The organism is Xanthomarina sp. F2636L, from assembly GCF_026410195.1.
Taxonomy (GTDB): domain Bacteria; phylum Bacteroidota; class Bacteroidia; order Flavobacteriales; family Flavobacteriaceae; genus Xanthomarina.
On sequence record NZ_JAPMLM010000055.1, the window covers coordinates 452,807 to 472,210 of the forward strand.

Consider the following 19,404-nt stretch of genomic DNA (forward strand, 5'->3'; position numbering starts at 1 on the left):
AGTCTCGCTTTTCAATTGTATAATTGGAATTTATTTCTTAAAATTTTCTATCCCTTTTTTCAACCAATCGTAATATTCATCAACTTCTGGCGTATAACCAACAGGAGCACTAATATCTTTACCTTCTAAATCTTGTATAATATATAGAGGTTGTGCATTTGTATTATATCTGGTTTGTTGAAATTCTAACCATTTTTGTCCATAGGTTCTAATTTTATTTCCGGTAAGTTCAGACTCATATTGTTCTTCTTTTGGCAATTTCGTTCTATCATCTACATATAAAGAGATAAGTACAATATCGTTATCCAATAGTCCATAAACCTGATCTTCTACCCAAACCTGTTCTTCCATCTTTCTACAGTTTACACACGTTAAACCTGTAAAATCTAACATAACTGGTTTGTTAACTTTTTTAGCATAAGCCATTCCTTTGTCGTAATCTTTAAAGGCTATTAAGTCGTTTGGTCCAAAGTGTGCATCTTCAGGAAGATCTTTAGTAAAAAACTCTCCTGTAGTGCTGAATTGTTTTTTCATAAAACCAACACCATATGGCGACTCGCTATGAGAACTCATTGGTGGAGGGAATCCACTAATTAGTTTTAAAGGAGCTCCCCAAAGCCCTGGAATCATATAGAAAGTAAAAGCAAATGTTAACATTGCCATACACAACCTTCCTACAGACAAATGCTCTAAAGGCGAATCGTGAGGCAATCTAATTTTCCCTAATAAATACAAGCCTAAAGTACCAAAAATGGCAATCCATATGGCTATAAATACTTCTCTCTCTAGGAAATGCCATTCTAAAACCAAATCGATCATCGATAAGAATTTGAAAGCAAAGGCCAACTCTAAGAATCCTAGAACCACTTTTACGGTATTTAACCAGCCTCCAGATTTTGGTAACGAGTTTAACCAACTCGGGAAAAAAGCAAATAAACCAAATGGTAAGGCTATTGCCGAAGAAAATCCTAACATACTTATTATGGGTGCAATTCCTCCCTTTGTTGCTGCGTCTAATAAGGCTGTTCCAGCAATTGGAAAAGTACATGAAAAGGAAACAACAGCTAATGCTAAGGCCATAAAGAAAATACCAGCGATGCCTCCCCTATTAGCTCCACTATCTACTTTATTAACCCATGAATTAGGTAACATAATTTCGAAAGCTCCCATAAATGAAAATGCAAATACTATTAAAGCAATAAACATAATCGCATTAAAGGTTACTCCCGTTGAAAACTCATACATAGCATTAGACCCAAAAAGGGCTGAAATAGCGGTTCCTAGAAGCGTATAAATAACAATAATGAAAAACCCGTATAACAAGGCATTTTTAATCCCTGCAGCTCTGGTTTTACTCTGTTTGGTGAAGAAACTTACGGTCATTGGTATCATTGGGAACACACATGGTGTTAACAATACTAGGAATCCTAAAAAGAAAGCCGTAAAAAAGATTGACAATAAACCTTTACTTTCATCTTCTACTTTAACAGGCGTTATGTCTTCTTTGATTACTGTTTCTTTTGGATCTTCAACATAATCATCAACATCTTCCGTAATCTGCGTAGCACTGGTTAAATCGAAATTTAATATTTTGTTTTGATAAATACATCTAACATCGTCACAAGCTTGAAAAGAAACTTCAACTTCAATAGATTTTAATTCTGGATCTATTATTTCAACTTTTTGTTTAAAGCTTGCACTCTTATCAAAATAATTGAGATCCATCTCAAAGACCTTATCGTATGCAGTAATATATTTACTCTCTTGCGTTTTACCTACAAGGTTATATTTATCTACACGACTTAAAGAGTCGTAGATAAATTCTGTAGGAAGCGCTCCTCCTTCAGGCATGTCCTGAGAATATAAATGCCATTTTTCTTCAATCTCAGCTTTAAAAACTAACTGGTATTCTGTTTCCGAAATTTTCTGGGTTTCAGCAGTCCAAGTTACGGGATTTAGTACTTGAGCTTGAGAACTTAAAACTGCAAAAAATAAAGTAATAATGAGGCCTAATTTATATTTCATCTTGAAGTGATATTTTAAGTATATGTTGTGTCTTATTAGTTATTTTAAATCGGTTATCTGCTCTGTAATTTAAAATCCAAACAATTTCCTGTTCAGAACATAACAACCAAACATTATCTTTTTCTAACATGGAAAGCTTTTCGTCTTTAAAAAACTTACTCAGTTTCTTTTTGTTTTCCATTCCAAAAGGGTAAAAATAGTCTCCTTTTTCCCATTTCCTTACGCTTAATGGATATTTTAACAAATCTTTATCAACATAAATAGTTGACTTATTTGAAGAATCTAAGCTATCAGTTGTCTCAAAAATCAAACTTCCTAAAACAGTGTTTACGCTTTTGGTTTCTTTTGAAATAATTATAGCTTCGGCATGTTCTTCAATAGTATTACGAAATAAAATCAGTTCACCCCTATTTTTTAGCAGACGATGTGATTTAGAAAACACTTGCTTTCCTGTTTGAGCGTCTAACAAGTCAGTCACATCCTGCCATTCGGTAAAATGATAATCTTTTAAAATTTCATATAAATAAGCTTTCGGATGTGATAACTCTTTAATTTTAGAGATGCTGAAATGAATTTCCTTCTCAGACATTTTTGTGACTACCTGTTCTAGAACCTTATCAATACTATCGTTTAGTATGGTTTTCGAAGCTTGTAAATGCGTTTGGGTAAGCTTGAAATTTTTAAGCAGTTGTGGATTGATTTCTTTTAAAACAGGAATAACATCGTGTCTTAATTTATTTCTTAAATATTTTGTGGAGGCATTGCTGCTATCTTCACGCCATTTAATTTTATTCTGCAAGGCATAATTTTCCAAATCGTCTCTCGAAAAACTCAACAAAGGTCTAATAATCTTTCCATTAATTTCTGGAATTCCTGTTAATCCATCTAATCCGGTTCCTCTGGAAAGATTGATTAAAAACGTTTCTAGGTTATCGTCTGCATGATGTGCTGTTAAAATATAATCGAAATGAAGTTGCTCGGCCAATTCAGCAAACCAATGATAACGCAAGCTACGAGCTGCCATTTGTGTGGATAATTTGTGATCTTTAGCAAATGTTTCTGTATCAAAGTTTTCAATAAAAACCTCTAATTCCAAGTCCTCAGCTAATTGTAATACAAAATCTTCGTCTGCGTCACTTTCATCTGCCCGTAAATTAAAATTACAATGAGCCAGACTAATTTTTAAACCTATTTGATGAGATAGATGCGTAAGCATCACACTATCCAATCCTCCAGAAATAGCAATAAGTAGCTTACTATCCTTTAAGAAATTTAGATTGTTGTTAATATGGCTTTTAAAAGTTTTTAGCATGTTACCAAAAATTCACGAATATTTTTAAATATGTCTCAAATATAACACCTTGAAACTTTTAACTTTTAACTTTTCACTTATAAATTTCGTTTTCAAGAACCTCACGCATGGCCTTAGCTTTAATTAAACATTCTTCATATTCTTTAAGTGGGTTGCTTTTAGCTGTAATGGCACTTCCTACTGAAAAAGACACGTATTGCTTGGTTTCGTTATACAAAATACTTCTTATTACCACATTAAAATCGAAATCGTTGTTTGGTGTAAAATAGCCAACAGCTCCAGAATACACACCACGTTTGGTTTCTTCTAAATCTTCTATGATTTTCATGGCCGAAATTTTTGGTGCTCCTGTCATGCTTCCCATAGGAAACGTAGATTCTATTATATGTGCAGCGTGTTCTGAAGTATTTATTTCTGAAGTAATAGTCGAAATCATTTGATGCACTTGAGGAAACGAGTAAACCTTACATAATTCTTCAACTTGAACGCTTCCTTTGATGGCTGTTTTTGAAAGATCGTTGCGCACCAAATCCACAATCATGATGTTTTCGCTACGCTCTTTTTCGTCTAAAGCCAGCTGTTCTTTTAATCTGTTATCTTCAATTTTATTTTTTGAACGTTTAGCAGTCCCTTTTATAGGTTGCGAAATAATTTTGTTTTCTGTTTTCTTTAAATAACGCTCTGGAGAAGCAGACAACACATATTTATCTCCAAGTTTGATAAAAGTTGCAAACGGTGGTTTTGAAATAGTATTTAGTTTCTGATAGATTTCTAAAGGCTGAATGTTTGTATTTTCAGCATAAAACTCTTGACAAAAATTAGCTTCGTAAATATCACCTCTATGAATATGCTCAAGCATATTTTTTACTTTGTCTAAATAGTCTGCTTTTTGAATGCGACTTTTAATATTTATATTAAACAAAGTGTTTTCTTTTTTGTTTTCTATGGGTTCATACTGACTTATGTCATTTAAATCGGCTTCAAATTCATCTGAAACCATATTTAAATAACACATTTCCACCATATCTTCATGAAAGAAAAACAACTTTTTAGGTTGAAAAAAATAAAGCTCTGGGAATTGCAAGCCATCAAAATTTCTAGATTTTAAATTTTCTACAGCATTTTTTAAGTCGTAAGTCAAATAACCAAAAATCCAATCCTGTGTTGTAGATTGGTATTCTTTTAGCTTTATAAATGCCTCGTGATAATCTGTTTGAATACAGGTTATAGCATCAACAGCCAAAACAGTATCAAAAGAGGAATAAGTATTATTAAACCCGTTAGAATCCATCCAAACTACCTCATAAAATTGCTGACTCCAAGCAAGGAGTTGCTTTTTAAAAGTATCGATTGATTCCGGCTTGTATAGATGTGTTGTTCTCACTTCCACAAATTACCGAAAATTAAAACGGATTTAAAAGCTGATCTAAACTATAATCTTATTTAGTCGTCATTAAAAAAAGATTCATGCCTTTGCAGGAATGACAAATCCTTTAAAAAAATCTATCTTTGTAGCATATTAGAACATCCATGAGTACATTTCGAGATTTAAATTTAAACACACCTTTATACAACGCCTTAGACGATTTAGGCTTTACCCAACCTACTCCAATCCAGGAAGAAGCCTTTAATGTGGTCGCTTCTGGAAAAGATATGGTTGGAATTGCGCAAACAGGAACAGGAAAAACTTTTGCCTATATGCTGCCTATACTAAAAAATCTAAAGTTTTCTAAACAAGAGAACCCAAGGGTATTAGTCTTAGTTCCAACTAGAGAGCTGGTTGTACAGGTAGTTGAAGAAGTTGAGAAATTGGCAAAATACACCAATGTTCGCGTGCTAGGTGTTTATGGTGGTGTAAATATCAATACCCAAAAGCAAGCTGTTGCTCAAGGTCTAGATATTATTGTTGCTACTCCAGGACGTTTATTCGATTTGGCTGTTAGCCGGGTTTTGCAGTTAAAATCCATTCAAAAATTAGTAATTGATGAAGTAGATGTTATGTTGGATCTTGGATTTAGACATCAGCTTTTAAATATTTTTGATATTCTGCCTGAAAGAAGACAGAATATTATGTTTTCGGCTACGATGACACAAGATGTGGACGATTTAATTTACGACTTTTTTATTGCTCCAGAACGTGTATCGATAGCTATTTCAGGAACACCCTTAGAAAATATCTCTCAAACAAAATATTCAGTACCAAATTTTTATACAAAACTGAACCTGTTAAATTATCTATTAAATGATACAGAAACATTTAATAAGGTTCTCATTTTCGTAGCCCACAAAAAAATGGCTGATAGGTTGTTTGAGGCTTTAGATGAAACATTTCATGATGAATTATGTGTAATTCACTCAAATAAAACACAAAACTACAGACTGCGAAGTATTGAACAATTTAGAGAGGGTTTTAATAGAATTCTAGTAGCTACAGATGTTATGGCTCGTGGCTTAGATATTGATAACGTCTCTCATGTTATCAATTTCGACACCCCAGACTTTCCTGAAAACTATATGCATAGAATTGGGCGAACAGGTCGTGCAGAACGTGAAGGACATGCTATTATTTTTTCTACTGAAAAAGAACAAGAATCTCTTGAGAAGATAGAGGCTTTAATGCAGATGAGAATTCCTGTTTTGGACATACCAGAAAGCGTGGTTATTTCTACAGAATTAATTGAAGAAGAACGTGAAGTAATAAAAGAACGAAATAACCCTTTACGACTTAGAAAAGATGAAACTAAAGGTGCTGCTTTCCATGAGAAATCTGAAAAAAACCAAAAAGAAAATCTAGGGGGTTCTTATAAATTTAAAATAGCTAAAAAATATAAAAAGCCTAAAACCAGAGGAGATAAAAATTATAATAAACGCAATAAGAAAAAGTGATTAAACTTATTATATATATTAATAACAAAATCCCTTCTCATTTCTGAAAAGGGATTTTTTTTATGATATAAACTCAAGCTTATTAAAACTTAGAGAATTAACAACAACTGCTAGTTGGTCCACAACAATCTGAAGCATCTAATTCCGAAAGTTCTAATTTAGTTTTTTCTTGTTTTACTCCTGCTTTTTCAGCAAAAACAGTTATACTAAAAATACCTGTATCTCCATTATTAAATGAATTTATTTCTTCTTGAGAAAGGTATTTGCTCAAAATATCATCAGGAATACTAATCGTTTTTTCTTTTTGGATTTTTATATTTTGAAATTCTTTATCTTTTATTAATTGCAAGTATTCATCTTTTTGAATAGCTCCTGCCACACATCCTGCATACATTTCAGCATCTTGTTTTAAAGCGTCTGGCAATTCGCCTACCAAAACAATATCTGAAATACTAAAATGACCTCCAGGTTTTAATACTCTAGAAATTTCTGCAATCACTTTTTCCTTGTTTGGAACCAGGTTCAACACACAATTACTTACTATCACGTCTGCTACATTATCGCTTACTGGCATAGCATCAATATCTCCTTCTCTAAACTCCACATTGTTATAACCAAGCTTTTCAGCATTTATTCGTGCTTTCTCGATCATAATTGGTGTGAAATCAATTCCAATCACTTTTCCTTCGCTTCCAGTTTCATGTCTGGCAACAAAACAATCATTACCAGCTCCAGAACCCAAATCGATTACTACATCCCCCTTTTTAATTTGCGCAAACTGAGTTGGAAGTCCACAACCTAAACCTAAATCGGCATCTTCTATATATCCTGAGGTTTCAGAATAATCATCCATCATAATATTATATACTTTATTAGTTGGTGTAGTAGCTCCACAACAAGAGGACGCATTTTCTGCTTTTCCTTGCTCTGCAATCTTAGCGTAACGCTCTTTTACTATATCTTTTAATTCTTGTTCTTTATTCATGATTGTTGTTGTTTTGTTATGATTAGAGAATCCTTTATTAGTATAGGGTTTGAAATGTTAAATCAGTTAAATTGTGTCTCAAATTTCCAGTTATTTTGCCAAATCCAAACTCCTTTATTGCAATATTACGATTAATCATAAAAATGATAAAATTATTTTAGTGAAATTTTTATTAAATTTAAATTTTAAAACATTAAAAAAGTCAATATTCACTAAGAATAAGCGTCTTAAGCTTAAACGATATTATGTATTTTATCTTTAGAAGTAACAAGAAAGAATCTTAATATATGATCTTCATTATTTCAAAAATCCTATCTTCTTTTGGTAATTTTAAGATGGACTTGTCTCCAACTCTTTTGTTAGTCAATAATCTGGCTATTGGAGAAATAAATGAAATTTTTCCTTTAGAAATATCTGCTTCATCTACACCAACAATTTGATACTTTTGAAGCTTTGTATCGCTTCCAATTTTTAGAGTTACTAGAGCGCCAAAACGGACTTCATCTTGTGGCTGTTTAGTTATATCTATAATTAAGGCTGAAGAAATTCGGTTATTTAGTAATTGTAATTTGGCATTTATAAAATTTACTGCAATACGTTTTTCTTTATCACTAGAAATATCTAAAGTCTCTCTTTCATTTATTAACCCTTGTCTTTCAGCTAAAAGCTCATCCATGCCTTCTGGAGTCATATAGTTTGTTACACCTTCCGGTAAGTCAGCTCTTGGCGGAACTAATGGAACTTCTTCCTGATCTTCTTCTCTAACAAATCCTCTACTCATGTGTACTATATTTTATTGAAGATGTTTAAAAAACATCATTTATAACATCTAAAAAATAATCAAATTTTTATAAAAAAAAATTTCGCTTCTATTTATTATTGAAAGCATCTAGAATATTTACTTTCTAAAAATACTTTTAGTTTTAGCTAATAGACAAAAACAAAAAAGAGGATAATTAAAATCAATTACCCTCTTAACTTGTTATTTATTATGTTTTAGATTGCTGTTGCTCCAGCTTCTGCTACTGCATGATCATTTTCAACTGAACTTCCACTTACTCCAATAGCTCCAATTATATCACCATTAGCGTTTTTAATTGGAATCCCACCTGGAAACGTAATTAATCCATTATTTGAATGTTCAATATTGTATAAAGAACCTCCTGGTTGAGACAACTCTCCTACAACTCCAGTGTTCATATCAAAATAACGTGCTGTTTTTGCCTTTTTAATTGAAATGTCTAAGGAACCTAACCAAGCGCCATCCATTCTACCAAATGCTAGTAAATTTGCTCCAGCATCTACAATGGCAATATTCATTTTGGTGTCTATTGTAGTTGCTTTTTGTTTTGCTGCTGCTATAGCTTTCTCTGCTTGTGCTAATGTAATATTCATAATATTTTGTTTTAGTAATGTTTTAATAATGGTGCAAATATATTACAAGAATGTATGTGTCAAGTTACTAAAACAGCTCAACAACTTATGAAAAAGGGTCAAACTTTTATTGAATTTAGAATTAAGTATTTCAAATAATTAAAAACTATGCTTGATAAGTTTCACTTGGGTTAAAGCCAAATTTATTTTTAAAGGCAATGCTAAAATTCGACAAATTATTGTACCCAAACTCCAAATAGATATCAGATGGGGTTAAACTGCCTTGTTCTAAAGTCTCTTTGGCTTTTTGAAGTCGTTTATCTTGTAGCCATTTTCCAGGAGAAACTTTATAGGCTTTTATAAAGTGACGTTTAAAAGTAGACAAACTCATGTTGCATAAAAATGCAATTTCTTCTAATCTCAAATTGGAATGAATGTTACTTTCAATAATTTTTTTAAATGGTGAACTTTCTATAATTATTAAGGAATGTAAATACAATTCAAATTTATTTCCATATTTCTGAATAAGGTAGAGCATTAATTCTTCAAATTTTACAGAAAGTAAATTTTCCATAAAAATATTTGGAGCATGTCCAATTGTAGATAGAGAATTTAGGTAGGATGTGATGTATGCATCGTTTTTAATGATAAAATAAGGGATTTCATCATTTACAACAACGTGATTTTCAATATGTTTTTCGAGAAATTCTTTTAAAACTTTTTCTGAAAAAAACAGAAGTTTACAGTTATAAATCCTATCTGTATCCAACAATTCGGTCCATAACCAATTCCCTTTTTTAAGCAATAGAGACTGATTCTTGTTAACAGAAACCGAAGTACCTGCAAAATGTACTTGCTTTGTTCCTACTTGCAAAAAACTAAACATATTCATGCCTAAATTGACCTTGCTTTTTACCACATCATTGGTCATTTTAAAATCGTAAACAAACAAATCTGGTTTTTCGTCTTTGTTCGTTATATAAATTTCAGGAATATTTTCTATAGGCATCTAAAATGGAATTAGCTTAAAAATTTATAATTTATCTATAAATCATGTATCTCTGTAAGTTACCAAGTTCGTATATTTTAATTTTATAATCAAACCTAATCAAAAAAAAGTCCCTCTTCATTTCTGAAAAGGGACTAGTATAACCTTGCTTCATATCAAAACCTTCCTAACAATAACTTATTTACCATACATAAGTTTAGCTCTGAAATCGACTTGGTTACTTGAATAATTTGTAAGCTATTACTATTATTCAAACAACTAATATCTTTAAATTTTATTACTTTAGCAAGTTTTAAAGATTTTACAATTAAAAAGCGAGACATAAATTTGCTTCTAACCAACTTTATGTCTCGCAAGTAAAAATTTAAAACTAGAGGGTGTAATCACTAGTCTTTCTGCATCCCTCTTAAAATAACAATCCCGATTCTGGCAATAATGAAGGTTAATAAACCAAAAGTCGCTGTTAATAATGAGACTTTAAGGCCTCCTGCAAAAATAGCTGGATCCGCATTTCCCATAGCTTCAATAGAATCGAAGGCCGTAATTAAACCTAAAACAGAGGCGAAAAAACCTAATACTAATCCGAGTAAACTAGTATCTACAGTTAGTTTTAGCATTTTTTTAGATTTCTTAATATCTGTTTTCAAACTTAAAAACCCCTTTACTATAAAGAAAATAGACAGTAATAAGCAGATTAAAATAAGAATCATAAAAGATCCTCCTTCGCTAAATCTGTCTGCAAATGGGTTTAAGGCAATTGATGATAATGGAAATATGCTAAATAGTTTCATAACTGATAATTTTTTTAAGTTAAACATGTTACAAACATAAAAGAGATTTCTTGCTTATATTATTAAATGCGACGAACAACCAAATTAGTAAAGGTTAATACATTCTGTCGAAACCCTAACTAATTTGGTCATTCATCTACAAAATATAAAATCGCAGGAAAATTATGGTATTATTGTACAGTAATTGATTGACATGTTTAGCGTAAAAACCCTTTTAAAAACTCTTGTACGTGTGTTCCTTCACATATTTTTTTGGTGCGCCGTACTTTTGTTTTTTACTTATTTTTTTGGATCTGGAAACAATAATTTTAACGATACATTAATGTTTTCGTTGTTTTTAATGCCCATTACCATGGCTACAACTTATGTCTCTATTTATAAATTAATCCCTGATTATCTAGTCACTAAACGCTATTGGCTTTTTGGATTGTACAGTATGTACACCTTAATAATTTCAGCATATCTTATTATGGTTTCCATATTTTTTAGTCTGATATATATAGCTAATTTCAGTTATACAGACATGAATCCTATTACCAGAAATATTCTGCTTGTAACCACTGGGGTATATTTGGTTGTAGTAATTGTTAGTGCTTTTAAATTATTGAAACTGAATGCATCTCAAGTTGAAAGCACAAAAAAACTAGAAACTAAGATTTTAGAAACACAATTAAAACTAAAAGAACAAGAACTGAATTATCTTAAAATGCAAATTCATCCACATTTCTTGTTCAACACCTTAAATACCATATATGGTTTTGCTTTAAAAAAGGCAGATGAAACCCCAGAAATGATTCTAAAACTGTCTAATTTATTGGATTATCTACTGTATCAAGTAGATAAGCCTTTTGTGCTATTAACTGAAGAAATCAATCATATAAAAGATTATATCGAGCTGGAGAAAATGAGATTTAACAATAGTTTAGATGTGACTTTCAAGATTGAAAACATTTCTGAAAACACCAAAATTGCTCCTATGCTCTTAATGCCATTTATTGAGAATAGCTTTAAGCATGGGGTTTTAAAAAATGGGGTTTTAAGAATTAAAATAAACTTATCTTGTACTTCTGAAAATATTCTTTTTACCATAGAAAATACACATTTTAAATCTGAAAACAGCACAAAAGGTATTGGCTTAGAAAACATTCAAAAACGTTTAGATTTACTTTATAAGGACAAATGCGAATTAAAAATAGATGCCACAGAAAATCTTTATAAAGTACTTTTAAAATTAAACAAGATTAATTGAATAACTTTAAAAACATAGCCTGTATAATTGTTGATGACGAAGCTATTGCCAGAGAAATCATTGCCACGCATCTCTCTAAAATAAGTCACATCAACGTTATTGCTAGTTGCTCGAATGCCATGGAGGCTTTTAGCATAATAAGTAATAACCAAATAGATTTGGTGTTTTTAGATATTAACATGCCAGAAATTTCAGGAATTTCTTTTGCTAAGTCCATCAATAAAAATATTAAAATTATTTTCACCACGGCTTATCGTAATTATGCTGTGGAAGGTTTCGAACTTCAAGCAGTTGACTATCTATTAAAACCTATTTCGTTTGAACGCTTACTTAAAGCTGTCAATACCTATTTTGAAGTGTATAGCGAAGTAAAAACTAACGTAATACCTGAAATTGATAGTACCCATTTTATGTTTGTACGTGCAGACAGACGCATGATTAAAATTGATTTTGATCGTATCATCTATATTGAAAGTTATAGTGATTATATAAAAATCCATCTAGCCAGCGAAACCATAGTTACACGCGAAACTATAAGTGCTATTGAAGCTAAATTACCAAACAAACAGTTTATTAGAATTCATAGATCTTTTATTATTGCTCTTGCACATATAGAGTCATTTACAAGCGAGCATATTGTAATCCATGGGCAAGCTCTAACTATTAGTAGAACTTATAAGAAAGAGGTTTTAAAGTTGTTAGAAAAGTTTTGAGAATGTTACTACTTTTCACCATAAAAACTCTGAAATACTTCTAATAAAAACGACCAACTTTAACTACAATTTATAACAAAGTTGGTCGTATTTTAAAATGCAATTCTGTATTTTAACTTATCAAAAGTCGCGTTAAAACAGATGTGCTTTAATTTATATATGCAAGGCTCTATCTTCTGTAGCAGCCAAAGCTGCTTCTTTAGTTGCTTCTGCAAATGTGGGATGAGCGTGAGACATTCTTGAAATATCTTCAGCTGATGCTTTATATTCCATAGCCACAACTGCTTCTGCAATCATATCTGCTGCACGTGCACCAACCATATGAACACCTAAAACTTCATCCGTATTTTTATCGGCAAGGATTTTTACAAATCCGTCTAAATCCATACTGGCTCTACTTCTACCTAAAGCACGCATAGGAAACTGTCCTGTTTTATATTCTACTCCTGCTTCTTTTAGTTGTTCTTCGGTTTTACCAACAGAAGCAACTTCTGGCCAGGTATAGACTACTCCAGGAATCAAATTATAATTAATATGTGGTTTTTGACCAGCAATAACTTCTGCAACAAAAGATCCTTCTTCAGAAGCTTTATGTGCCAACATGGCTCCTTTTACTACATCTCCAATAGCATAGATATTAGAAACATTAGTTTGCAAATTATCATTAACCTCAATCTGTCCTCTTTCTGTAAGTTTTACTCCGGCAGCTTCTGCATTTAATCCATCGGTATATGGACGTCGACCAACAGAAACTAAACAGTAATCGCCTTTAAATTCTACTTCTTCTCCTTTTTTGTTATCTGCTTTTACTATTACTTCATCTCCTTTTCTCTCTACAGATTTTACTTTATGAGATGTATTAATTTTAAATTTCTGCTTCTTTAAAACCTTGTTTAATTCTTTAGACAAGCCTGCATCCATAGTTGGAATAATTCTGTCCATATACTCAATAACTGAAACTTCTGCTCCCAAGCGCTTATAAACTTGTCCTAACTCTAAACCAATAACTCCTCCTCCAATAACTATTAAATGTTTTGGAATTTCAGTTAGTTTTAAAGCTTCAGTTGAAGTGATTATGCGTTCTTTATCGATATTGATAAAAGGGAGACTTGAAGGTTTAGAACCTGTAGCAATAATGATGTTTTTTGCTTCAATTTCTTCTTCCTTTTCACCTTTAATAAGAATATGAGTCGCATCTTTAAAAGAACCTAAACCTTGATAGACATCGATCTTGTTTTTCTTCATTAAGAAATCAATACCTCCCGTGGTTTGATCTACAACAGATTGCTTTCTGGCAATCATTTGTTTTAAATTTACTTTAACATCTCCCGGGATATCAATTCCGTGTTCTTCAAAATGCTTTACGGCATCTTCGTAATGATGGGAAGAATCTAAGAGAGCTTTACTTGGAATACAGCCTACATTTAAGCAGGTTCCACCAAGTACTGAATATTTTTCTATAATAGCAGTTTTCATTCCTAATTGTGCGCAACGTATGGCTGCTACATAACCTCCAGGACCAGAACCAATAATGGCTACATCGTATGAATTCATATAATTGTTTTTTCAAGTTGTGTTAAAACGAGTACAAAAGTACAAATGTTTTATGGGAAGGCAATAAAAAGTGAATTCTAAATTAAGTGATTTTTGTTGTACAAATAAAAAGAGCAACACAAACAAAAAGTTAGTGTTGCTCTGACATAAATTTAATTCTCCCTACGAACTAATTAATAGCTATACAAATTTGGGACACTTTTGCTTTTTATACAATACTCAAATTGAGTAATTTTTTAAATTTTATTCATTTTTAACATTCCTACTAACTCACCAGTCGATGAAATATGTAATTTTTTTAAAATATTTCTTCTATGGGTATCTACTGTGTTTGGGCTAATATTCAAATTTTCAGCTATTTCCTTACTAGATTTATTAATGGTTAACAACCTGATAACATCACGCTCTCGATTACTTAAACCATTGGTTAAGAGTTTTTGAGAAAAATTATTAAAATACTTAGTTTCGTATTCATTATTTTCATTTAAAAGTTTGGCAGTTGCCGTTATTGGCATTTTAATTTTAGCATCTAATACCGTATAATGGGCCAGGCCAATAATTGGTTTCATATCAGCATCAAACTCTAAAGGGGTTGTGTTTTGAACTATATTTACATAGGAACCAGAAGCATTTTTAAGACGGTAATTCCAAGTGTAATTCATATGCTTTCTTTGGTTAATAGGGATTTCGGCTAAGGTAAATAGCATTAAATCGTTTAAGGCTTTTAGCCATAATTCAATATCTTCAGGATGGATGCGATTCCAAAAATCACGCATACCTTCTTTTAATAGTAAATCTTTATCTAAACCAATACAAGAAGTCATGTTTCTACTTATAAATTCAAAGGTTAGATTTTGGGTGTTTGTAATGCAGAAAAACGTTGAACTATAAGGTAAATATGCGTCTAATTCAATAATCTTCTTAATATGATGTGTTAAAGAAGGATTGTCATACGATTTAAAAATATCGTGATAAATACTCTTAATTTGTTTTAGAAGCATAGATTTAGTTTAAAATCTTTTACAAGATATAAATTATATGTTTATCGCGGTAGTATGCTTCACTTCATTTATCACAAACATGCTATGTGTACTACCAATATGATGGATAGATGTTAATTTATTTACCATGAATTCCCGAAAAGCTTCCATGTCTTCAACAATCACTTTTAACAAATAATCATAGTCACCACTAATATGATAACATTCCATAACCTCCTCTAAATTAGTAACTTCCTTTTCAAATTTAACCACATAGTCTTGAGAGTGTTGAATGAGTTTGATATGACAAAAAGCAACAAAACTCTTTTCTACTTTTTCCTTTTTTACTAAGGCAACATATTTGGATATAACCCCTTGATTTTCCAATTTCTTAATACGCTCATAAACTGCTGTAACAGAAAGATTAAGCTTTAAAGAAAGTTGTTTATTGGTTTGTTTACTATCTTGTTGTAATAAGTCTAATAACTTTTTGTCTATGTTATCAAAAATCATTTTTGAAAAATTTTCAGTTTAATTGGAAAAACCCCAATGAAACCTAATTTATATTCTACAAATATACTCAATCATAGATTTATAATCTAATGATTGATATAATGGTTGATTATTTGTCTAATATTTTCGATATTTACATCATATTTAACTTAAAACAATACCATTATGGCTTTTAAACCAGCAAACAACATACAGGACTTGCAATATTTTGGAGAATTTGGAGGTGTAAACCCTTCTATTTCAGACTCATCAACCTATACTTTTTTATCGGCTAAGACCATGTTCGATACCTTTGAAGGTAATGCAGATGGTTGTTATTTATATTCTCGGCATTCTACACCTTCTAATCTATATTTAGGTGAAGCTCTAGCTGCTATGGAAGGCACGGAAACGGCAAACGTAACAGCTTCAGGAATGGGAGCCATAACACCAGTTATTATGCAACTTTGTGGCGCTGGAGATCATGTTGTTTCTAGTAGAACAATTTATGGAGGAACCTATGCTTTTTTAAAGAATTTTGCACCTAGATTTAATATTGCAACAAGCTTTGTAGATATTACTAAATTAGATGTTGTTGAAGCTGCCATTACTCCAAACACCAAAGTACTATATTGCGAATCTGTTAGTAATCCGCTGTTGGAAGTTGCCGACATTGCAGGTTTGGCTAAACTGGCTAAAAAGCACAATTTAAAATTGGTAGTTGATAATACTTTTTCACCTTTATCAATTTCTCCAATTCAATTAGGAGCGGATATGGTGATACATAGTCTAACCAAATTTATTAATGGTTCTTCTGATACTGTTGGAGGTGTTGTTTGTGGAAGTCAAGAATTTATTAACGAATTACGTAGTGTAAATGATGGGGCTTGTATGCTCTTGGGAGCAACTATGGATAGCTTAAGAGCTGCTTCAGTCTTAAAAAATTTAAGAACCCTTCATATTAGAATGCAACAACACAGTTTGAATGCCAGTTATTTAGCTGAAAAATTTGAAGGCTTAGGATTAAAAACTGTTTACCCAGGATTGCAATCTCATCCATCACATAAGTTGTTTAAATCAATGATGAATGACAAATATGGATACGGTGGAATGTTAACAATAGATGTTGGTTCCTTAGAGAAAGCAAATGCTTTAATGGAATTGATGCAAGAAAAAAACCTAGGATATTTAGCAGTTAGTTTAGGTTTTTATAAAACATTATTCTCTGCACCTGGAAGTTCTACATCTTCTGAAATTCCTGAAGACGAGCAAAAAGAAATGGGATTAAGCGATGGCTTGATTCGTTTTTCTATTGGTTTGGATGCAGATATTGAAAGAACGTATAGCGTCATGCATGCGTGTATGAAAGAATTGAATATTCTTTAATTAAAAAATATAATCAGTTAAAAGAGAGCCCACCAAGTGCTCTCTTTTTTTTGTTGATTTCTTAATTAGGATTACTTGGTATCTTAAAAGTGCAAGTTTATTGTGAATGCTTATCTATCTTTTAATTTAATCTGCTTTAATTAATTCAATATTCAGTACGGCTGTATTTCGCATTACATAAACAATAGCCAGGGTAGCATCCGTAAATAAATAAATTCTCTGGCCTTCGTCTAAATGAATTAACTTTGTCATACTACAAGAACTGTTTCCACCTAAAGTTACTCGTGTGTGTGAGTTTGAACCTGGCACAACAGTAGTTTGAGCTATAGTTGGTCCAGTACCTTCTCTTAAATTAAACCCTAAAGTTACTGGCGAAGGCGTACTTGTACTTCTCATAACAACAGATACTGCATAAGACACTCTATAAATTCCAGATTTAGGAATTAAAAAACTATTAGTGTTTGCTGTAATGTTTTGGCTAACGCCATTAGTTCCAAACGCTATAGGTATGGTAGCATTCAGAGATGTTTCACTACTGGTTTTATAAATTTCACCAAATATTAATTCATTGTAAGATATTCGGCTCCAGCGACTACCATTCCAAAAATAAAATCCAGGATAAACATCATTTAAAGAACTTGTATTATATACCAGTAAACTACTTACAGGATTGACAATGGTGACGATATCCGTAGAAGAAATTAAAGCTACTCTAGGTAATAAGACCCCAGAATTAGTACTACTTATTTCTAAAACCGAAGAAGCATGAGGAGTCGTTGTCCCTATTCCTACTTGAGCAGAAAGTCCAATAGGAAATAGTGATAATAAACAAAAAAATATAACAATTCTTTGAAGACCCATTACCAAACATTATTATCAAAGGTAATTGATATTATCCTAATTCTTCATGATAAGAGATTAATTTCGACGAACTAAATATTAACTTAGACGTTGTGTAACAGATAGTTATTTACTTAAGCACTTTTCAAAAACATCTTAATTTAGGTTCAAAATTAAATTTAGCACCAAAAGCAAGAGTTTGTTTATTTTTTCAATTTTTTTGTGTTTATAAAAAATAGATACTATTTCAAATAGAATGGTTTTTGAAACAATTTGCATACTTAAAGCGAAAATCGTAACATTACAAATCCGATTAAACCAACAAAAAAAACATGCAAGACGATAAAAACCTATCTGAGATTGATATTGAGGACCAAACAATCATTGATAATAAAGAACTTAGTATTTGGGAGGCCTTAATTCCAGTTATTCTCTTAATGTTTATGCTAGCTTATAACATTTTTATTGCTGATGGGGAAGCTTTAGGAGAGTACTCCAATCAGTTTATATTATTAATTGGAGGTGGTATTGCTGCCATTGTTGGGTTTTTCAATAAGGTACATGTTCGCTTAATGCTTAAAGAAGTTTGGGAAAACTTAAAAAGTGTTTTTGTTCCCATCATGATACTATTTTTAGTTGGCGCTTTAGCTGGTACCTGGTTAGTTAGTGGGGTTATTCCTGCCATGGTTTATTATGGCCTACAAGTGTTGAGTCCTGCAATTTTTTTACCTGCTTCGGTTATTATTTGTGCCGTTATTTCTATTGCTACAGGTAGTTCCTGGACAACATCTGCTACAGTTGGAATTGCATTAATTGGAATTGGTTCTGCTCTTGGAATCTCAACTGGAATGATTGCTGGAGCTGTTATTTCTGGCGCCTATTTTGGAGATAAAATGTCTCCTTTAAGCGATACAACAAACTTGGCTCCTGCTATGGCTGGGACAGATTTATTTACGCATATTCGCTATATGAGCTTTACAACAGTGCCAACAATAATTGTTACTCTTATTTCTTTTAGTATTATTACTACAACAATTGATACTACGGGAAGTACCGATTTAAGTAATTTGCTTAATAGCATAGAAAGAACGTTTAACATTACTCCTATGCTATTTTTGGTTCCTTTAGTTGTTATAGCACTTATATTACTAAAAACGAAACCTTTAGTTGCATTGTGTGCTGGTGTTTTATTAGCTGCTGTCTTTGCGTTTATATACCAACCTAATATTTTAGATGGATTATCTACTTCAAAATTTGGTTCGATTACCAACGCCATTTTTACTGATACACAAATCACCACAGATAATGAAAAGCTTAACGATTTGTTTTCTGCAGGTGGCATGAAAGGCATGCTTTGGACCATTCTCTTAATTTGTTGTGCTATGGTTTTTGGTGGCATTATGGATGCCATTGGTTCACTTTCAAGAATTACTAAAGTCTTATTGTCTGTTGCAACAACTGTTTTTGGCTTATTTGCAAGCACCGTTATTAGCTGTTTAGGTTTAAATACAATTGCAAGCGATCAATATCTAGCCATTGTAATTCCTGGGAAAATGTTTAAAAAAGCCTACGAAGACAAAGGCTTAGCACCAGAAAACTTAAGTAGAACCTTAGAAGACTCTGGAACTGTTACTTCCGTTTTAATTCCTTGGAATACCTGTGGAGCCTATCAGTCTGGGGTTTTGGGTGTAGGTGTTGGTGAGTATTTTGTATATGCTATCTTCAATTGGCTTAGCCCATTTACCACCTTATTATTTGCAGCTTTTCAAATAAAGATTAGACAATTAGTTTCAAAATAAATTAATTTT

The 19,404-nt window shown here is 31.9% G+C and carries 17 protein-coding genes; 5 read left to right on the forward strand and 12 right to left on the reverse strand.

Going from position 1 to position 19,404, the window contains the following annotated elements:
* Positions 1-30 precede the first annotated feature (30 nt).
* From OS191_RS03130 to pabB, 3 genes are all read right to left on the reverse strand, one after another.
* The gene (locus OS191_RS03130; RefSeq protein WP_267154252.1) at positions 31-2,025 is read right to left on the reverse strand and encodes a protein-disulfide reductase DsbD family protein; all 1,995 of its coding nucleotides are present in this window, start codon (positions 2,023-2,025) and stop codon (positions 31-33) included.
* Complete coding sequence (gene tilS, locus OS191_RS03135) at positions 2,015-3,337, reverse strand: tRNA lysidine(34) synthetase TilS (RefSeq protein WP_267154253.1); 1,323 nt, start codon at positions 3,335-3,337, stop codon at positions 2,015-2,017. The genes OS191_RS03130 and tilS overlap by 11 nt, the downstream gene beginning before the upstream one ends.
* A gap of 73 nt (positions 3,338-3,410) precedes the next feature.
* Positions 3,411-4,721: an aminodeoxychorismate synthase component I gene (gene pabB, locus OS191_RS03140; protein ID WP_267154254.1), complete on the reverse strand. Its 1,311-nt coding sequence runs from the start codon at positions 4,719-4,721 to the stop codon at positions 3,411-3,413.
* A 146-nt stretch (positions 4,722-4,867) separates the two neighbouring features.
* Between pabB and OS191_RS03145 the strand changes: the two genes are divergently transcribed.
* Positions 4,868-6,223 carry a DEAD/DEAH box helicase gene (locus OS191_RS03145; protein ID WP_267154255.1) on the forward strand — a complete coding sequence of 452 codons (1,356 nt, stop codon included), beginning with the start codon at positions 4,868-4,870 and terminating at the stop codon, positions 6,221-6,223.
* Between the two features lie 97 nt (positions 6,224-6,320).
* On the opposite strand, the gene OS191_RS03150 is transcribed toward OS191_RS03145, so the two are convergent.
* The 5 genes from OS191_RS03150 to OS191_RS03170 all read right to left on the reverse strand — a co-directional run bounded on the left by OS191_RS03150 (position 6,321) and on the right by OS191_RS03170 (position 10,382).
* The gene (locus OS191_RS03150) at positions 6,321-7,208 is read right to left on the reverse strand and encodes an arsenite methyltransferase (RefSeq protein WP_267154256.1); all 888 of its coding nucleotides are present in this window, start codon (positions 7,206-7,208) and stop codon (positions 6,321-6,323) included.
* 280 nt (positions 7,209-7,488) lie between these two features.
* Entirely contained in the window at positions 7,489-7,989 is a 501-nt protein-coding gene (locus OS191_RS03155) for a GreA/GreB family elongation factor (RefSeq protein ID WP_267154257.1), read from the reverse strand.
* Positions 7,990-8,204: 215 nt separating this feature from the next.
* The gene (locus tag OS191_RS03160; RefSeq protein WP_267154258.1) at positions 8,205-8,603 is read right to left on the reverse strand and encodes a GlcG/HbpS family heme-binding protein; all 399 of its coding nucleotides are present in this window, start codon (positions 8,601-8,603) and stop codon (positions 8,205-8,207) included.
* A 145-nt stretch (positions 8,604-8,748) separates the two neighbouring features.
* Positions 8,749-9,591, reverse strand: a complete 843-nt coding sequence (locus tag OS191_RS03165) for a helix-turn-helix domain-containing protein (RefSeq protein WP_267154259.1) — start codon at positions 9,589-9,591, stop codon at positions 8,749-8,751.
* Positions 9,592-9,977: 386 nt separating this feature from the next.
* Positions 9,978-10,382 (reverse strand): MotA/TolQ/ExbB proton channel family protein, encoded by a 405-nt coding sequence (locus tag OS191_RS03170; RefSeq protein ID WP_267154260.1) that lies wholly within the window; start codon positions 10,380-10,382, stop codon positions 9,978-9,980.
* A gap of 322 nt (positions 10,383-10,704) precedes the next feature.
* Here OS191_RS03170 and OS191_RS03175 point away from each other — a divergent pair, with 322 nt between their 5' ends.
* Both OS191_RS03175 and OS191_RS03180 read left to right on the forward strand, forming a co-directional pair.
* Positions 10,705-11,631 (forward strand): sensor histidine kinase, encoded by a 927-nt coding sequence (locus tag OS191_RS03175; RefSeq protein WP_267154261.1) that lies wholly within the window; start codon positions 10,705-10,707, stop codon positions 11,629-11,631.
* Positions 11,628-12,344, forward strand: a complete 717-nt coding sequence (locus tag OS191_RS03180; protein WP_267154262.1) for a LytR/AlgR family response regulator transcription factor — start codon at positions 11,628-11,630, stop codon at positions 12,342-12,344. The genes OS191_RS03175 and OS191_RS03180 overlap by 4 nt, the downstream gene beginning before the upstream one ends.
* A gap of 153 nt (positions 12,345-12,497) precedes the next feature.
* On the opposite strand, the gene lpdA is transcribed toward OS191_RS03180, so the two are convergent.
* The 3 genes from lpdA to OS191_RS03195 form a co-directional block, all read right to left on the reverse strand.
* Positions 12,498-13,898, reverse strand: coding sequence for a dihydrolipoyl dehydrogenase (gene lpdA / locus OS191_RS03185; protein WP_267154263.1), 1,401 nt, complete (start codon positions 13,896-13,898; stop codon positions 12,498-12,500).
* Between the two features lie 236 nt (positions 13,899-14,134).
* Entirely contained in the window at positions 14,135-14,899 is a 765-nt protein-coding gene (locus tag OS191_RS03190) for a LuxR C-terminal-related transcriptional regulator (RefSeq protein ID WP_267154264.1), read from the reverse strand.
* Between the two features lie 33 nt (positions 14,900-14,932).
* Positions 14,933-15,391, reverse strand: coding sequence for an Lrp/AsnC family transcriptional regulator (locus OS191_RS03195; RefSeq protein ID WP_267154265.1), 459 nt, complete (start codon positions 15,389-15,391; stop codon positions 14,933-14,935).
* Positions 15,392-15,556: 165 nt separating this feature from the next.
* Between OS191_RS03195 and OS191_RS03200 the strand changes: the two genes are divergently transcribed.
* The gene (locus OS191_RS03200; protein ID WP_267154266.1) at positions 15,557-16,756 is read left to right on the forward strand and encodes an aminotransferase class I/II-fold pyridoxal phosphate-dependent enzyme; all 1,200 of its coding nucleotides are present in this window, start codon (positions 15,557-15,559) and stop codon (positions 16,754-16,756) included.
* Between the two features lie 126 nt (positions 16,757-16,882).
* Here the strand turns inward: OS191_RS03200 and OS191_RS03205 are convergent, their stop codons facing one another.
* A complete protein-coding gene (locus OS191_RS03205; protein WP_267154267.1) occupies positions 16,883-17,617 on the reverse strand; it encodes a phage tail-like protein in 735 nt (244 codons plus the stop codon).
* A 311-nt stretch (positions 17,618-17,928) separates the two neighbouring features.
* Between OS191_RS03205 and OS191_RS03210 the strand changes: the two genes are divergently transcribed.
* Positions 17,929-19,395, forward strand: a complete 1,467-nt coding sequence (locus OS191_RS03210) for a Na+/H+ antiporter NhaC family protein (RefSeq protein WP_267154268.1) — start codon at positions 17,929-17,931, stop codon at positions 19,393-19,395.
* Positions 19,396-19,404 lie beyond the last annotated feature (9 nt).

Coding starts and splice junctions, on each gene's coding strand:
- OS191_RS03130 (WP_267154252.1), bottom strand. CDS start 2,025: ATGAAATATAAATTAGGCCTCATTATTACTTTATTTTTTGCAGTTTTA.
- tilS (WP_267154253.1), bottom strand. CDS start 3,337: ATGCTAAAAACTTTTAAAAGCCATATTAACAACAATCTAAATTTCTTA.
- OS191_RS03145 (WP_267154255.1), top strand. CDS start 4,868: ATGAGTACATTTCGAGATTTAAATTTAAACACACCTTTATACAACGCC.
- OS191_RS03150 (WP_267154256.1), bottom strand. CDS start 7,208: ATGAATAAAGAACAAGAATTAAAAGATATAGTAAAAGAGCGTTACGCT.
- OS191_RS03155 (WP_267154257.1), bottom strand. CDS start 7,989: ATGAGTAGAGGATTTGTTAGAGAAGAAGATCAGGAAGAAGTTCCATTA.
- OS191_RS03160 (WP_267154258.1), bottom strand. CDS start 8,603: ATGAATATTACATTAGCACAAGCAGAGAAAGCTATAGCAGCAGCAAAA.
- OS191_RS03165 (WP_267154259.1), bottom strand. CDS start 9,591: ATGCCTATAGAAAATATTCCTGAAATTTATATAACGAACAAAGACGAA.
- OS191_RS03170 (WP_267154260.1), bottom strand. CDS start 10,382: ATGAAACTATTTAGCATATTTCCATTATCATCAATTGCCTTAAACCCA.
- OS191_RS03175 (WP_267154261.1), top strand. CDS start 10,705: ATGTTTTCGTTGTTTTTAATGCCCATTACCATGGCTACAACTTATGTC.
- lpdA (WP_267154263.1), bottom strand. CDS start 13,898: ATGAATTCATACGATGTAGCCATTATTGGTTCTGGTCCTGGAGGTTAT.
- OS191_RS03190 (WP_267154264.1), bottom strand. CDS start 14,899: ATGCTTCTAAAACAAATTAAGAGTATTTATCACGATATTTTTAAATCG.
- OS191_RS03195 (WP_267154265.1), bottom strand. CDS start 15,391: ATGATTTTTGATAACATAGACAAAAAGTTATTAGACTTATTACAACAA.
- OS191_RS03200 (WP_267154266.1), top strand. CDS start 15,557: ATGGCTTTTAAACCAGCAAACAACATACAGGACTTGCAATATTTTGGA.
- OS191_RS03205 (WP_267154267.1), bottom strand. CDS start 17,617: ATGGGTCTTCAAAGAATTGTTATATTTTTTTGTTTATTATCACTATTT.
- OS191_RS03210 (WP_267154268.1), top strand. CDS start 17,929: ATGCAAGACGATAAAAACCTATCTGAGATTGATATTGAGGACCAAACA.